Here is a 15575-nt window from a genome sequence, read left to right on the forward strand (position 1 = left end):
CTGGTAGAATGCGGCGTCTATTGTATTGATACCAATAAAATAATCAGATACACCGAAGAAGAAGTATGGGCCTCAATCAAGGCGGCACCTAAACGTGTCACCTACGGCGAAGGCAAACAAGCCCGAGAGCTCGCTTGCCGCAGCTATAAAGATAAAAGACCGCCGCTGATCCAGGGCGGCCCAACCGGAGCCCCCTGTTCCGAGGAACACTTTCTGGCGATCCATCAATCCTATGCCCAGGAACCATTAGTAGACACCATAGTTGACGGAGTTCTGCAAACCATAAAAGGGCATGACCCTGTGCCGCAAAGCCCGTGGGAAATAGCGGCTGTAAAATCAGAAGCCATAATGGTGCGAGCGGCTCAGGACAGAGCCGGCCGAACCGGTATGGGGCTCTAGGGGAATGAAACATCACTTTCACCCGCAGGAGTAATAGCAGCAGATTTTCCTGGGGGAATGAGGCCATCTGACAGCCATGAAGTATCCCAGCTAAATGAGCTGAAAATTGATGTAGGTGCATTAGTTTTCACCGCTCATTATGTACTAGCCGGAAATATTATCATGTGTGAGCAGATGCCTATCTACGGAGGCTATGCCGGTGGCTTGGAAGAAACCACGATAGTGGATGTAGCAACCACCATAAACTCCTTCGTAATGACGCAAGCAACCTGGCATTTGGACGGTCCGGTACATGTGCGTTGGGGCATAACTACAGCCAGAGAGGCTCTGGCAGTAGCAGGCCACGCCGCCATGGCAATCGAAGCCAACACCAATTTAATGCTGGGTAATCAATACTATACAGTGGCAGGCCCCTGTACCGTAATGTGCCTGTTGGAAACAGCGGCGCAAGCGATGACAGATACGGCCAGCGGCCGGGAAATACTGTCAGGAGTAGCAGCCAGCAAAGGGGTAGCCACCAACTACACGACCGGAATGGAAGCCAGAATGATGGCCGAAGTTGCGCATGCGGTAGCAGGCCTGGAGACCGAAAAAGTAAATGAAATGCTGGACAAACTGGTGGCGATGTATGAAAAAGAGTATAAGACAGCGCCGAAGGGCAAATCATTTGAAGAATGTTATGATGTAGCCAAATTGGTGCCGACACAGGAATATCTGGATGTATATGAGGAAGCCGTTAAGGTGTTGACTGATTTAGGTCTGGATTATTGGACGAAAAAGTAACGGGATAGAGCACCAGAGAGGAATTCCGTGCTCTTTGAGCCGGGAATCCTCTCTGACATTATAAATAGTAAACTATCCTGGGTTAAAAATGGTATGGATTTTATCTGGAGGGTGGATCGAAGAGATCGCGCGGACTCTAAATTCGTGTAGCCGGGTGCGACTCCCGGACTCTCCGCCAATTATTTTTTTTGAAATATTTCACAGTAAAAAATTGCAGGTGCAGATAGGCGGTGTAATACACCACCTGCCTGCAAATCATTAACGCATTGTATAGATGGAGAGAAAAGCTATGCGATATAATGTGATTTTTCAACCGGCAGGCTGGCGTGGAACTGTTTTAGCAGGCAAGAGTTTACTTGAGATATCCAGGGAGGCAGGCGTTGATATTGAAGTGCCTTGTGGTGGAACAGGTATGTGCGGCAAATGCAAGATCAAAGTCGAAGAAGGTTTCTTCGAAACATTAGGGATAACTTCGCGACTAACCAATGTATCACCAATAACCGAAAAAGAGAGAAAGCTATTAAGCCAGGCAGAATTGACTGATCATTATCGATTGGCTTGTTGTGCCAAAATACAGGGAGATATCTTAATCTATGTTCCGGAACAAAGTAGAGCGGCTAAACAAATTATTTTGGAAAGCGGCCGGGAAAAGGCCTTTGTTTTAAAACCGGCAATAGCCCAATATAGTGTAAAACTGAATAAGCCTACTTTAGAGGATAATCGAGATGATTTTAGCCGTATCAAAGACGCCTTGGGCAGTGGGTTTATTCAGTTTGACAAAAACATAGACATCGATTACAGTCTCTTGACGCAGCTTCCCGACATCTTACGTCAAAATCGCTGGCAGGCCAATGTCGTGGTTTGGAATGATTCGGAAATTATTGCTGTGCAGCCGCAAGGAGAGGAAGGTTTGTATGGTATTGCCATTGATATTGGAACTACAACTATTGCTGCATACCTATGCGACCTTGCTACAGGTTCAATTCTAGCCCGGGAATCTTTAATTAATAGTCAGGTGCGGTATGGCGATGATGTAATATCCCGTATAACTTATTGCATGATGAATGACGGCGGTCTGTCAACACTAAACAAAATCATTATTGAGGATATAAATGTACTTGTTCAAAGGCTGACAAAGACAGTAAGAATTGAGCCGGAAAGGGTTTTGGAAATGGTGCTGGTATTCAATACGGTAATGCACCACCTTGTTTTGAATATAAACCCCCAATATATAGGCAGTGTTCCGTTTACATCAGCTATTCGTAGCTCTTGTAATATTAAGGCCAAAGAGCTTGGTATAGAAATTGCTAAAGGCGGTTATGTTCATTGTTTGCCGATTGAAGCGGGGTTTGTGGGGGCTGATAATGTAGCTGTACTTATTGCCGAAGAACCATACAAACAAGACAAAATGATGCTGGTTATTGACATTGGCACAAATGGGGAGATCAACTTTGGCAATAAAGAGGGTATGCTGTCAGCGTCGTGTGCCACCGGCCCGGCGCTGGAGGGGGCACAAATTAAATTTGGGATGCGGGCCGCGCTGGGTGCCATAGAAAGGGTAGCGATAAACGCCTTTACTAAAGAAGCTGAAGTGAAGACGATTGGCGAAAGTATGTGTGGCAGTATATCTTCCCAAGCTGCTGCGAAAGGTATCTGCGGATCAGGGATAATTGATGCTGTTGCGGAATTGTTTAAAGCCGGTATTATTCGCTCTGATGGTACTTTTAACAAAAAAATTGAATCGCCCAGAGTGCGTCAGGGCGTAGATGGAAAGGTTGAATATGTGTTGGCTTGGGCCCCGGATACAGCAATTGGCCAAGATATTACGATAACGCAAAAAGATGTACGTGCCGTCCAGCTTGCTAAGGCCGCGCTGTATGCTGGGGCAAAAATTCTTATGCAGAAAAAGGGCGTAGACAAAGTAGATGAAGTGATCCTGGCCGGAGCTTTTGGTAATTACATTAATAAAGAGAATGCACTGGTTATCGGCATGTTTCCGGATTGTGATTTAGAGAATGTGACTGCTGTTGGTAATGCGGCCGGTGAAGGGGCCAAGTTGGCATTAATGAATGTGGATAAACGTGCGGAGGCCGAGCAGGTAGCCAGTTTTATCCAGTCTGTTGAGACCGCAACAGAGAGTGAATTTCAAACTAATTTCTATGATGCAATGTTTTTCCCGCATGCGAAAGATGCTTTTCCCCATATTCAACAGATACTTACTGCAATTCCGGTTTAGCCAAATAAGCAAGAGGAGGGTGGCCGCAATGGATTATCCGGTTGATTTTATATGCAAAGGTGAGATTCCGGAAGAAATACCGCTGTCTTTTGTACGTTCGGTCGGCAAAAATTTTTATGATGCCTATACAGATAGAAATACTATCGCGGCTGTCGCTAAACAAAAAATGGCAATGCATAAGGACTGTATGTGCAAAGTTCCCTTTTGTGTAACGGTAGAAGCGGAAGCGTTAGGGGCCATCGTAACCATTCCGGATGATAAAATAGGGCCTAGATTTGGCGGCTATAAGTTTACCAGTATTGAGCAGCTGAAACAAATTGGGGAAATCGATTTTCACCGCGGCAGAATTAGCGAAGTCTTGCATGGGGTTGCGCTATTAAAGAAAAGCGGCAATACTGTTGCTCTAAATGTTGAGGGCCCATTTACGATATTGGGGATGCTTATTGACCAAATGGCGATATATAAAGGGTTGAGTAAGCATGGTGAATTAATCGAACAGACCCTGCAAGTTATTGAGGACAACGTTGTTAACTATATCCTGGCTGGTATCGAAAAGGGGGCCAAAATTATATCCTATGCCGACCCCTCCGGAGTGCTGGAGATAGTCGGGCCCAGGATGTATGCACAATTAAGCGGCAACAATTCCTGCAGCATACTAAGACGAATCGAAAAACATCTTAACGGTGTGATCATTCATTTATGTGGCCGGACGTCCAGCTCGCTTGCCAAAACCGGATTTTGCAAAGTAAAGCCTGTTGTGGTCGAGCGTGGCCTGACCTATGGGGAAATGATCTGTCGGTTATTAACCGAAAACAAGATAAAAATGGTAGGACATAATTGTTTAAAAAGCACGCCTGTATATATGCAAAATCCGGTTGTTTGGCAGCTTGAACTGATATAAGCAACGTGAGGGGCTGGTAATATGTCTTTTCCCTGGACAGATGTACAAAAGAAAAGATTGAGTGAGTTGAATTCTGCTGCAGTTTATGCTGAACCATATTTTTCTACCGAAAAAGTAAGAGACGAGGCATTTAAAAAAGAAGAGGTTTGCTTGGTGAAGGCGGGAAAGCAAAAGCTCAATACCTTGCGGACTGAAAAGAAACGACCGACATTATGTGAAATAGAAAGCCAACTGGTTTCAGCCCTGACGGCTCAGAGTTTTGTGCAAGTTACTACGCCGGTTATTATGGCCAAAAGTATGCTGGCAAAGATGACAATTGATGATCAGCATGCCCTTTTTTCTCAGGTGTTTTGGCTTGATGAAAAGAGATGTTTGCGGCCGATGCTCGCTCCTAATTTGTATTATATTTCGAAGGATTTAGTGCGTTTATGGGAAAAGCCGGTACGGATTTTTGAAATCGGTTCTTGCTTTAGGAAAGAATCACAGGGGAATAATCATTTAAATGAATTTACCATGCTGAATTTGGTTGAGTGGGGCACGCCAGAAGAGCAACGGCACGAAAGAATTGGAGAGCTTGCTGACATTGTTATGCAGGCAGCGGGTATTTCCGGATACCGCCTGGAACTGACTTCGTCGGTGGTATATGGCGATACCATAGATGTGATGCAGGGCGATTTGGAGTTGGGATCAGCCGCCATGGGACCACACTTTCTGGATGGGAAGTGGGGTATGTCTTGCACTTGGGTAGGAATTGGTTTCGGGTTGGAACGTCTGGCAATGGTTAAAGATGGTGGACGAAATGTCCGCAGCGTCGGCAAGAGTCTTTCCTATTTGGATGGAGTACGCTTAAATATTTGATTTTGGACTACGGACGGGGGCTGTATTAATGAAAGAAACTAGTGCAATAGTAGATAAAGCCTTACAGGGTATGCCGCTCAAACAGCAAGAAATTTTTCATTTATTGCAGCTTACTGATTCTGCGCAGCGGGAACAGCTATTTGCGGCAGCGCGAATACAGCGGCAAAGGCAGTTTGCCAATAAGGTATTTTTATATGGTTTTGTATACTTTTCCACCTATTGCCGCAATGAATGTACTTTTTGCTTTTATCGTAAGTCGAATGGTGAACCTGTCCGCTACCGCAAAAGTACACAGGAGATCGTGGAAATAGCACGCGCATTGGCTGAAGCCGGCGTTCATTTGATTGACCTGACAATGGGGGAAGACCCTCGATTCCTTGCTAATAATGGTTTGGGAAATGAGCAATTAATAGAAATTGTCAGGCTGGTCAAACAACAGACAGGCTTGCCTGTCATGATTTCGCCGGGAGTTGTCCCGAATGATATGCTGGTTAAGTTAAAGCAGGCTGGAGCCAACTGGTATGCTTGCTATCAGGAGACGCATAATCGCCAATTATTTAAGAGTCTGCGGCTTAACCAGTGTTATGATAAACGGTGGAATAGCAAGGTGTTTGCCAAAGCCATCGGTATGCTTGTTGAAGAAGGCTTGCTTGTTGGGGTTGGTGATTGTGCGCAGGATACAGCTCATTCCTTAGTGAAGATGCAGGAACTTGGTGCGGCGCAAATCCGTACCATGAGTTTTGTGCCCCAAAGAGGAACGCCGCTCTACAATACGGCTATTCCGGATAATTGCCGTGAAATCAATATTATTGCGGTTATGCGGCTGCTGTTTCCAGATAAATTAATACCGGCCTCCTTGGATGTTGAAGGAGTGAGCGGCTTAAAAGCGCGTTTAGATGCCGGGGCGAATGTTGTAACCTCTATCATCCCGCCACAGTCAGGTTTGATGGGTGTTTCACAAAGTACGCTGGATATCTCGGAAGGATACCGTACAGTAGCGGGAGTAACCCCCATTTTGGCTGAATGTGGCCTTGTTTCTGCCACGCTTGCCGAATATGTTGACTGGATGGAAAATCAGCTGGGAGGCCATAGTAAGGGGGAAGCCGTATGCAGGTAGCAGTGCTGGGTGGGAAGTTGCAGGGGGTTGAAGCGTGCTATTTAGCCAAAAAGGCAGGGTGGGATGTCCTGTTGGTGGATAAAAATCCGGAGGCTCCAGCCGTTGGTCTGTGTGACAGGTTTTTGTCATTTGATTTATTAAATAAAGATAAATTGGCCCAGGTACTGCGGGAGGTGCAGTTTATTGTGCCCGCACTGGAAAACAAGCTTGTTCTGGATGCTATATATGAATGTGCACAGGCAGCCGGTGTTAAGGTCCTTTATGACCAGCAGGCTTATAGGTTATCAGCTTCCAAACTGGAATCAGATAAATTATTTGCCAAATTAGGAATTCCGGCCCCGAAACCATGGCCTGATTGCCAGTTTCCGGTTACGGTAAAACCTTCCGGAGCAAGTGGCAGTAAAGGGGTATATCAAGTACAGACGCTTAGTGAATTTAACGAATTGCTGCAGAAAATCAACAAACAGGGTGAATGGGTAGTACAAGAATTTTTGGCAGGCCCCTCTTACTCGATTGAGATTGCCGGGATTAATAATGACTACCGGACTTTCCAAGTCACAGAGCTGGAAATGGATGCAGGCTATGATTGTAAGCGGGTGCTCGCGCCAGCAATACTGGCCGCGGAAAAGATTCAGCAGTTAGCTGATTGTGCGCTTGTAATCGCAAAGGAATTGCAGTTAAACGGCATTATGGATGTAGAAGTAATTTTGCATGAGGGTAAACTCAAGGTTTTGGAAATTGATGCCCGTCTGCCTAGCCAAACGCTTACTGCGGTTTTTAAGTCTACTGGCATTAATGTGCTAGAAGTGCTTGGGACAGGATTTGGCAATAGCAAGGACGAAAAAGAATATACTGCCATGGCTGCCCGGGGTGTAATTTATGAACATATTAAGGTGGGTGGCGGCAAAGTAGAGGTATGTGGTGAACACATCATGGGGGATGTTGGGCCGCTTCATTTAAAAACTGATTTTTTTGGCGCAGAGGAGGCTATTACCAATTACCATAAGGATAAACAAGAGTGGGTGGCCACCTTAATGGTAACTGGTGAGAATCGCGATCAGGCCTTACAGTGTCGCAAGGCCGTCATCAAGAATATAATGAATTCCTGTGGTCTTAAGCAATATCAGGATTTGACGCCGCCGCTATTGCCTAATACCGGTAAATATTAGCTGTGCAAGGGATGAGACTATGACGAGACTTCGTGAAGATGATATTGATACTGTTGGTGAAAAACTATATGAATATAATGAACATCTACGCCATATTCTGGGGAGAAGTTTGGCGGAAATTGCCGCGTATTCTTTGGGAAAAAAACCGGCAGACTTTGCTGGAAAGCACAATGTTCCAATTGGAGTTATTCCTGTTTCCTGCGGGCAAGGCGTGATTGGCGGCTTTGCGCAAACTGTGCAACAGATTATCGAGTTTTTGGGTTTTTGTTCTTTCGTTACGAGCCAAAGTGATGTAGGGGGACTGGCGGAAGCCGTGCGGCGGGGAGCGCAAGTGGTTTTCCTTGCAGATGATGACCACTTTGTGGCTATTCATCTTGCTGGTGGTAAGGTGGTTGATAATGGCGAAGCAACAGGGCGTGGCTATGCAGCAGCCCTGGCATTGATGGCCGGCGGCTTAGTCGGGAAAAAAGTACTGCTAATCGGGGCCGGGCCGGTAGGAGCAGGTGCTGCTGTTTTTTTAACACGGCAAGGTGCGCAGGTTTCAATTTACGATATTGATATAGAAAAATCGGAGACGTTGCGACAAACCATCGACGGTGTGACAGTGGTTTCCGACTTATCTGCCGCTTTGACTGAATGCAACCTGGTGGTAGAGGCAACTCCTGCTGTTGACGTAATTGCCGGCAAATATATTACGGTAGACAGCATGGTAGCCGCGCCGGGTATACCTTTGGGATTACATTCAGAATGTATGGAAAAACTCTCAGGCAAATTAATTCATGATGTCCTGGAAATTGGTGTGGCTACCATGCTGTTTACTGTTTTTGCTGACTAAACGTATAGAAGGTGACTACTATGGCTGTAAATAAAGGGTTTGTTTTACTTAAGGAATCTCCGCTAAATGAGACTGACAAAAAGAAAAAATACTATAGAAAAAATGTGGATTTTTTTAAGCTGGTAGAGAAGCTGAAGTTATGGCCTTCCCGCTCGGGGACTCTGCATGGTATCAAGACAATCAAGATTACTGGTAAAATTGCCGAAATTACTACTCATTGCGATGAAACCTTTGTCGTGTGGAATTCCCGAACCAGCCGTGCTGCCAGATGGCTGCGCAACAAGTGGTGTGTTAGTGCCTGCAAAACCTGTAAAATACCGGCATGGAAAATTGAGAAGTATTCCAGTACAATGATGACTCAAAAATGGGGGGGCAATTTGTAGCAATAGGCTTGACAAGTAAAAATGCATAAACTATACTACTGGTGGTTGGCGGCAGATGTTGTTTTTTAGGGCAAGCTAATGAGAGGTTGATAGTATGGCTAGGGTAGCGGTAAAAATTGAACTAACCGAGACGGAAAGAACAGAATTAGAAAAGAATAGTAAAGGCCATAAAGTGGAAAAACGGCTTTATATTCGTTCAAAGATTATTCTATTGGCGGCAGAAGGCAAAGAGTGTACGGAAATTGCAAAAATATTGGATGTTTCTGAAAAAACGTGCCGTAAATGGCGGAATAGGTTTGCGGAAAAGCGGCTTGAGGGAATTCTTGATTTAGAAAGAAGTGGGGCGCCGGACACCTTTACGGAAGAAGAACGACTGGAAATAATTCGAATTTCCTGCAGTCAACCGGAGGAACCCCGAAATTGGACGTTGTCTTATTTAACCGAGCTTGTCAAAGAAAAGATAGGACGTTCAATTTCTATTGAAACTGTTCGCCAAATATTAAAGTCTGCTGATCGAAAGACCATTGTTATGCCACCGAGTAAGCATAGTTTGTATATTAAACCTTCAAAAATACAGCGTGAGTAGGGATGTGTTTATTATTTAATAAGCGCATCTTTTTTATTGCTTGTTTTAGAATGCCGAAATTATATTCAATTAAATAGATACCGTTATATTTATTGATGGTATGATCAATGAATTAAATTTAATATAATTAATTAAAGGTAATAAATTAATTGATAGGATTGGTGATAAAATGAGGAAAATCCTTGGTAATTCACGAAAAATAAATAATTATAAAAGGTATTGCATTTATAAAATGAAGGTGCTATAATACAAATCATAAAGTTACAAATAAATAGTTACCGTTATTTAAAGAGCTGTTATGTTGATAAAATGGTAAATTTCTTGGCGGTGATAACGGTAAAAAATTATTGGATTAATTATTAAAGCTTGGATAAGCAAAGGCGCTTATTGGGTTCTATTATACAAATAGAACTTCAATAGATGCCTTTTATTTTTTTACGCCAATGAATAACAAAAACTAATTGGGAGGCAATTGCGGTGAATTCTAAAGAAATATTTATTAAGGCCATTAAGCTGGAAAAAACGCCGAGAGTTCCAGTCACCATCTTATCAGGGGGTGTGTGGGTTTTCAACAGAAAGGGAATGTCGCTCGGAGATTCGTTTAAGCTGGCACCACAAGCGGCTGCAGAAATTATTGCCGCGACGAATGAAGAAGTAAGGTCAGACATTGTGTGGGCGGCAGCCGGTTGTAATAATCTGGCTATACGGGCCATTGGCGGCAAAGCGAATTTCCACAAAGTCGGTGCAGCCTCAGACATTGCAGAGCCTTTGATTGCCAAAGCGGCTGATATTGATAAACTCAATGTGGATAAATTGAAGGATGATGCCGGTATCCAGGCCATGCTGGAAACAACTAAAATTTTAGTAAAGAATATCGGTGACCGGACGATGATCGGCAATAGTCAATGGGGACCGTTGACACTGGCTGGGCTGATATTAGGAACTGAAAATTTAATGCGTATTATGATAAAAGACAAACCAGCAGTGCATGCCATGCTAGAGTTTACATCAGAACTTTGTTACCGTTACTGGGAACTATTCGTAAATGCCGGCGCAGAGTTTGTTTCAATGGCTGAACCTACGGCTTCGGGTGATATGATTGCCCGCAAACAATTTATAGAGTTTGCTATGCCGGCGGCCACAAAAATAAGAGGCAGAATTGCTGATAAAGTCAGCGGGACAATGATCCATATTTGCGGTGATATTACTAAATTTTTGGATTTGATCCCGGAAATAGGGGTTAATGTGGTTTCCCTTGATTACAAAGTGGATTTAGCTAAAGCAAGAGAAGTTTTACATGGAAAAATAGCATTTACCGGGCAGATGGACCCTGTTGCCATTATGCAGGACGCAACACCTGTCGGCGTTGCCGCTGCTTGCCGTGAGTGTATAGAGAAAGCTGGTCTTGACGGCGGTTATCTGATGATGCCAGGATGCGATCTACCACCTGGTGTACCACTTGAAAACCTGAAAGCTATGGTTGATACTGCACATAACTACAAGATGTAATTTTAAAAAATATAAGGAAAACAAGGGGGATATATATCATGTCAGTAAATAAGGAAGAGCTTTTTGCAAAATTAGCGGATGCGGTGTTAGAGATGGAGGAAGAACTCGCAGCTGCCTTGTCAAAGGAAGTTATTGAAAATGGCGTAGATGCGTTTGAGGCAATTGATCAGGGCCTTGCCCACGGGATGTATAGAGCAGGCAAGCTTTTTGAGGAAGAAGAATATTTCGTTCCAGAACTATTGATGTGTTCTGATGCTATGAATGCCGGACTAGACGTACTAAAGCCACATCTGAAGGTTGAGGAACAGGCGGAAAAATTAAAGGTGGTTATTGGTGTTGTCGAGGGTGATACTCATGATATTGGCAAAAATTTAGTCAAACTTATGTTGGAAACATCTGGTTTTGAACTCATTGACTTGGGACGAGATGTAACGCCGCAGGCTTTTGTTGATAAGGCTAAAGAGGAAGCGGCCGCGATGATTGCAATTGGCACACTGATGACAACAACTATGGATGGCATGGGAGAAGTAATCAAGATCCTAAAGAATGAAAATATAAGAGACCAATTTAAGGTAATCGTAGGTGGTGCCCCAATTTCTCAAAGCTTTGCCGATAAAATTGGCGCAGACGGCTATGCCAGCAATGCTGCACAAGCTGTAAAATTATCGAAAGATTTATTAAGCGTAGGGTAAGCTGTATAGTTAAAACTTATAAAGAGAAGAGGGGTTCTTGTGGATGCATTTAGCCCGAAAGAGCGGCTGCTAAGAGTTTTAAATAAACAAGAAGTAGAACGACCACCTGTTATTTGTCCTGGTGGCATGATGAATTCAGCAATAGTGGATGTTATGAATAAGACTGGTCATACGTTGCCGGCAGGTCATCATGATGCAACATTGATGGCCGAATTAGCTCATGATGTGCATGAAAACACTGGCTTCGAAAATTTCGGCATACCATTTTGCATGACAGTGGAAGCGGAAGTGTTGGGCAGTGAAATTAACTATGGCACGCTTAAATGTGAACCAAAGATTGAAAAAGAAGTCTTTCCATCGGTTTCTATGGTGGAGTTTAAAGATAGTAGTGCTATGGGAAAGAATGCACGTGTCAATACGATCATCCAGGCAACCTATGCATTGGCGCAAAAGTATCCGGATGTTCCTGTAATTGGCAACCTGACCGGCCCGATCAGCACAGCGGCGTCAATTGTTGATCCGATGCGATTTTTAAGAGAGCTAAGGAAAGATCCGGCTAACGCTCATAAGGTCGTCGATTATGTGAGCAATCATTTGATTGAGCTGGCAAAATTAATGATTGATAATGGTGCTACGCTTATATCGATAGCCGATCCGACCGCGACCGGAGAGATTTTGGGTCCTAAAATATTTAATGATTTTGCTGTAAGGAATATTAACAAAGTGGTTGAGGCCATTCACGCCATGAATACCCATGTTATTGTCCACATCTGCGGCAATGTAAATGCTGTTAAGGCTCATGTGGCTGAAATCAAGTCAGATGCCATCAGTACTGATGCGATGGTTAATTTAAAAACACTTAAAGAAGAGTATCCAGGACTGACTACCATGGGGAATTTGAGCACATTTTTGTTGGAGCTCGGGGAAGAAAAGACGGTTGTCCGGCATGCAGAAAGGCTTATCAACGATGGAATAAATATCATTGCGCCAGCCTGTGGTCTTGGTACGGCTACCCCGCTTAAAAACATTGTTTCTATGACACAGACGGTAAAGGGGAACTAATTATGGTTAGGATCAATTTTATTGGAAAAGGTGTAACTGCAGAAGTAGAAACTGGTACTACAATTCTGGAGGCGGCACGCACGGTTGACGTAATGATTGAGTCTCCTTGTAATGCTGTTGGTACGTGCGGCAAGTGTAAAGTACGGGTTAATCCCAAGCAGTTTGATTGTCTGATTCAAGATGGCGAACATCATCTTTCCCAAGATGAGATAGCAGAAGGCTTTACGCTGGCTTGTCAGGCAAAGGTTATGGGAGACATTGATGTAGAGGTTGTTTCCAAAAACCAAAATAAAACCTTAAAAATTCTAGATCATGGTGAAAGCTTTGCTATTGAAATCGATAGCTTTATAAAAAAAGAGTATGATGGCAGCGCCAAGACAATCGTGTATGCGGGCGGCAAGGTTATAGGAGAAGAGTCAGGTGACACCGCAGCATTGAATTTTGGTGTAGTAGTGGATATAGGCACGACTACCGTAGTTGCGTCACTTGTAGACATTGGTACAGGCGATGAGCTTGCTTCTGTTTCAGCGCTGAATCCGCAAAGCTTGCAAGCGCAGGATGTGCTGTCAAGGATAAAATTTGCTTCTGATGAACAGGGCTTAAAGACTATGTACGGTGACATTATTAAAGAAATTAACCGGATGATTTTGGAGCTTGTCAAGGAAGCTGGCATCAAGCAAGAAAACATATATGAAGTTATTTTCAGTGGCAATACCTGTATGATTCATTTGGCGGCTAATGTTAACCCCTATTCATTAGGTAAATATCCGTATGATCCCCAGATACGGGGAGGCAGCCATATCAGTGCTTTTGAGCATAATCTCAATATTAGCAGCTTCGGTTTAGTTTATCTGCCGCCGATTATCTCCTCGTATGTAGGTCCGGATATTACATCAGGTGTATTGGCGTCAAGGTTACAAGACCGAAGGGGTGTCACTCTGTTTGTGGACATTGGCACCAATGGGGAAATGGTTATTGCTACCAATGGAAAACTTTCATCAGCATCAACCGCAGCGGGTCCTGCCTTTGAAGGTATGAATATTACGCATGGTATGCGAGCGGCAAAAGGTGCGATAGAAATCTTTGACATTGAAGAAGATGGCGGTGTTGTTGTTAAGACGATTGGTGAGGCAAAACCGATTGGTATTTGTGGCAGCGGGCTTTTAGATATTATCGGTGAACTGGTAGCTAATCATGTAATTGGAAAAAATGGCAAGTTTGTTTCGCCGGAAGCGGCTGATGTAAAACCAGAATTAAAGCAAAGGCTGGTAAAGCAGGATGGCAAGCTGGTTTTTAAAATCGCCGATGACGTATTTCTTACGCAAAAGGACGTCCGCCAAGTGCAATTGGCAAAAGGTGCTGTCCGGTCAGGGATAGAGTTTTTGCTAAAGAGTAACGAGGTTAAGGCAGAACAAGTGGATAAGGTGCTTATTGCCGGGTCCTTTGGCTATCATCTTAGAGCCAAGAGTCTGATTAATATTGGCCTATTGCCAAGCGTGTTTGAGGGTAAAATCGATTTTATCGGTAATACATCAAAGTCGGGCGGGCGGGCATTCTTGCTGAATGTTGCCTATCGTAAAGAAATGGAAGAATTAGTAGGCGATATTGAAGTGGTTGAGCTTGCTAATCGTGATGATTTCGATAAAGTCTTTGTAGCTTGTCTTGGCTTTTAAAACATTGAGAGATTAACCCGACGGAGGCGTACATATGAGCCGACGCAAAATTTTAGAAAAACTCAGAAGAGCGGTTGAAGAAATGGAAACTTCTTTAGCTGAAAAAGCAGCTAAGGAAGCAGTAGCGAGTGGCCTTGATCCTGTTGTAGCAATCAATGAGGGATTGGCGGTTGGCATGAAGACTGTCAGTGATCTTTTCGATGAAGGGGAAGTGTTTGTTCCACATCTTCTGGTAGCTGCCGAAGCCTTTGAAACAGGTGTTGCTATTTTGACAGAATCTATGCCGTCGGAGGCCAGGAACCAGTCTTTTCAGGGAAAAGTGCTCATTCATACCGTGCAGGGAGATATTCATGATATTGGCAAAAATATAGTAAAAACAATGTTGTCGGCAAGTGGCTTCGAAGTATTTGATTTAGGCAGAGATGTGCCGGTAGCGGTAGTTGTTACTAAAGCGCAGGAATTTCAGGTAGATATTATCGTGGGTGCGGCCTTGATGACAACCACCATGCCTGCACAACGAGAACTTATTACATGCTTACAGGAAGAGGGTATTCGCCAGCAATTTAAGATTATTTTTGGCGGTGCACCTGTATCTTCTGAATGGGTAACGCGTATAGGTGCCGATGGATATGCTGAAAGTGCTTCGGCAGCCATTGAAGTAGCCAGAGTGCTAATGGCTGAAAAGCGGGCAAAAGGATAGCAAGGCTATTTCCAGAGCTATTCCAAAGAGTTTTCAAATAGATGCAAGATACTGGTATAAAGTGAAAACTTTTCACTTGGAATGGAAAAATGGGGAGGTGGAACCAATGGAAGAAAAGCAAAAGATATTAGAGAAGCTGAAAACAGCGGTAGAAGAACTGGAAACAGAAATGGCGGAAGAAGCAGCAAAAGAAGCGCTAGCCGCGGGGATTGATCCCATAACAGCGATCAATGATGGACTGGCAGCTGGGATGCAGACCATGAGTGACCTGTTTGATGAAGGGGAAGTATTTGTCCCTCAACTCGTAGTAGCCGCAGACGCGTTTGAAGCAGCGGTTGCCATCCTGACAAGTTCAATGTCAGAGGAAGATAAAGCAAAGTCATCCAAGGGGAAGGTACTGTTGCATACCGTACAGGGAGACATTCATGATATTGGCAAAAATATTGTTAAGACTATGATGTCAGCCAGTGGTTTTGAAGTCATCGACCTTGGAAGAGATGTGGCTGTAGAAGAAGTAGTAGCTAAAGCCAAGGAATACAAAGTAGACATCATTGCCGGAGCCGCGCTAATGACCACGACAATGCCGGCCCAACGCGACATCGTGAGCCTGCTTAAAGAAGAAGGCATACGGGACCAGTTCAAATGCATGTTTGGCGGGGCGCCGGTATCCGA

The 15575-nt window shown here is 44.1% G+C and carries 14 protein-coding genes and 1 pseudogene; all 15 read left to right on the forward strand.

Features of this window, described 5'->3' with window-relative positions:
* Window positions 1-1182: pseudogene (locus tag SALPA_RS31520) on the forward strand (monomethylamine:corrinoid methyltransferase).
* A 289-nt stretch (window positions 1183-1471) separates the two neighbouring features.
* Entirely contained in the window at window positions 1472-3418 is a 1947-nt protein-coding gene (locus SALPA_RS13485) for an ASKHA domain-containing protein (RefSeq protein ID WP_145094842.1), read from the forward strand.
* A 28-nt stretch (window positions 3419-3446) separates the two neighbouring features.
* Window positions 3447-4319 carry a uroporphyrinogen decarboxylase family protein gene (locus SALPA_RS13490; RefSeq protein ID WP_186451064.1) on the forward strand — a complete coding sequence of 291 codons (873 nt, stop codon included), beginning with the start codon at window positions 3447-3449 and terminating at the stop codon, window positions 4317-4319.
* Between the two features lie 21 nt (window positions 4320-4340).
* Window positions 4341-5177, forward strand: coding sequence for a pyrrolysine--tRNA(Pyl) ligase large subunit (gene pylSc, locus SALPA_RS13495; protein ID WP_145094848.1), 837 nt, complete (start codon window positions 4341-4343; stop codon window positions 5175-5177).
* A gap of 28 nt (window positions 5178-5205) precedes the next feature.
* Window positions 5206-6294, forward strand: coding sequence for a methylornithine synthase PylB (gene pylB / locus SALPA_RS13500; protein ID WP_145094851.1), 1089 nt, complete (start codon window positions 5206-5208; stop codon window positions 6292-6294).
* The gene (gene pylC, locus SALPA_RS13505) at window positions 6285-7463 is read left to right on the forward strand and encodes a 3-methylornithine--L-lysine ligase PylC (RefSeq protein ID WP_145094854.1); all 1179 of its coding nucleotides are present in this window, start codon (window positions 6285-6287) and stop codon (window positions 7461-7463) included. The genes pylB and pylC overlap by 10 nt, the downstream gene beginning before the upstream one ends.
* A gap of 19 nt (window positions 7464-7482) precedes the next feature.
* Window positions 7483-8298, forward strand: a complete 816-nt coding sequence (pylD, locus tag SALPA_RS13510) for a 3-methylornithyl-N6-L-lysine dehydrogenase PylD (RefSeq protein WP_145094857.1) — start codon at window positions 7483-7485, stop codon at window positions 8296-8298.
* A gap of 20 nt (window positions 8299-8318) precedes the next feature.
* Complete coding sequence (gene pylSn, locus SALPA_RS13515) at window positions 8319-8681, forward strand: pyrrolysine--tRNA(Pyl) ligase small subunit (protein ID WP_145094860.1); 363 nt, start codon at window positions 8319-8321, stop codon at window positions 8679-8681.
* Window positions 8682-8775: 94 nt separating this feature from the next.
* Window positions 8776-9267 (forward strand): helix-turn-helix domain-containing protein, encoded by a 492-nt coding sequence (locus SALPA_RS13520; protein WP_145094863.1) that lies wholly within the window; start codon window positions 8776-8778, stop codon window positions 9265-9267.
* A 477-nt stretch (window positions 9268-9744) separates the two neighbouring features.
* On the forward strand, window positions 9745-10776 hold the full coding sequence (locus SALPA_RS13525) for a uroporphyrinogen decarboxylase family protein (RefSeq protein ID WP_186451065.1): 1032 nt from the start codon (window positions 9745-9747) through the stop codon (window positions 10774-10776).
* Between the two features lie 38 nt (window positions 10777-10814).
* A complete protein-coding gene (locus tag SALPA_RS13530; RefSeq protein ID WP_145094869.1) occupies window positions 10815-11468 on the forward strand; it encodes a corrinoid protein in 654 nt (217 codons plus the stop codon).
* Between the two features lie 39 nt (window positions 11469-11507).
* Complete coding sequence (locus tag SALPA_RS13535) at window positions 11508-12530, forward strand: uroporphyrinogen decarboxylase family protein (RefSeq protein ID WP_145094871.1); 1023 nt, start codon at window positions 11508-11510, stop codon at window positions 12528-12530.
* A 2-nt stretch (window positions 12531-12532) separates the two neighbouring features.
* The gene (locus SALPA_RS13540) at window positions 12533-14203 is read left to right on the forward strand and encodes an ASKHA domain-containing protein (RefSeq protein WP_145094874.1); all 1671 of its coding nucleotides are present in this window, start codon (window positions 12533-12535) and stop codon (window positions 14201-14203) included.
* Between the two features lie 34 nt (window positions 14204-14237).
* Entirely contained in the window at window positions 14238-14903 is a 666-nt protein-coding gene (locus tag SALPA_RS13545; protein WP_145094877.1) for a corrinoid protein, read from the forward strand.
* A gap of 106 nt (window positions 14904-15009) precedes the next feature.
* On the forward strand, window positions 15010-15575 hold a 566-nt coding region (locus SALPA_RS13550), incomplete at its 3' end, for a methyltransferase cognate corrinoid protein (RefSeq protein ID WP_145101966.1).

This window comes from Sporomusa sp. KB1, assembly GCF_007830295.1.
In the GTDB taxonomy this organism is placed as follows: Bacteria; Bacillota; Negativicutes; order Sporomusales; family Sporomusaceae; genus Sporomusa.

Excerpts from the sequence above, each read along its gene's own strand:
- pylB (WP_145094851.1), top strand. The coding sequence starts at position 5,206 with ATGAAAGAAACTAGTGCAATAGTAGATAAAGCCTTACAGGGTATGCCG.
- SALPA_RS13490 (WP_186451064.1), top strand. The coding sequence starts at position 3,447 with ATGGATTATCCGGTTGATTTTATATGCAAAGGTGAGATTCCGGAAGAA.
- SALPA_RS13485 (WP_145094842.1), top strand. The coding sequence starts at position 1,472 with ATGCGATATAATGTGATTTTTCAACCGGCAGGCTGGCGTGGAACTGTT.
- SALPA_RS13545 (WP_145094877.1), top strand. The coding sequence starts at position 14,238 with ATGAGCCGACGCAAAATTTTAGAAAAACTCAGAAGAGCGGTTGAAGAA.
- pylSn (WP_145094860.1), top strand. The coding sequence starts at position 8,319 with ATGGCTGTAAATAAAGGGTTTGTTTTACTTAAGGAATCTCCGCTAAAT.
- SALPA_RS13540 (WP_145094874.1), top strand. The coding sequence starts at position 12,533 with ATGGTTAGGATCAATTTTATTGGAAAAGGTGTAACTGCAGAAGTAGAA.
- SALPA_RS13520 (WP_145094863.1), top strand. The coding sequence starts at position 8,776 with ATGGCTAGGGTAGCGGTAAAAATTGAACTAACCGAGACGGAAAGAACA.
- pylD (WP_145094857.1), top strand. The coding sequence starts at position 7,483 with ATGACGAGACTTCGTGAAGATGATATTGATACTGTTGGTGAAAAACTA.
- SALPA_RS13530 (WP_145094869.1), top strand. The coding sequence starts at position 10,815 with ATGTCAGTAAATAAGGAAGAGCTTTTTGCAAAATTAGCGGATGCGGTG.
- pylSc (WP_145094848.1), top strand. The coding sequence starts at position 4,341 with ATGTCTTTTCCCTGGACAGATGTACAAAAGAAAAGATTGAGTGAGTTG.
- pylC (WP_145094854.1), top strand. The coding sequence starts at position 6,285 with ATGCAGGTAGCAGTGCTGGGTGGGAAGTTGCAGGGGGTTGAAGCGTGC.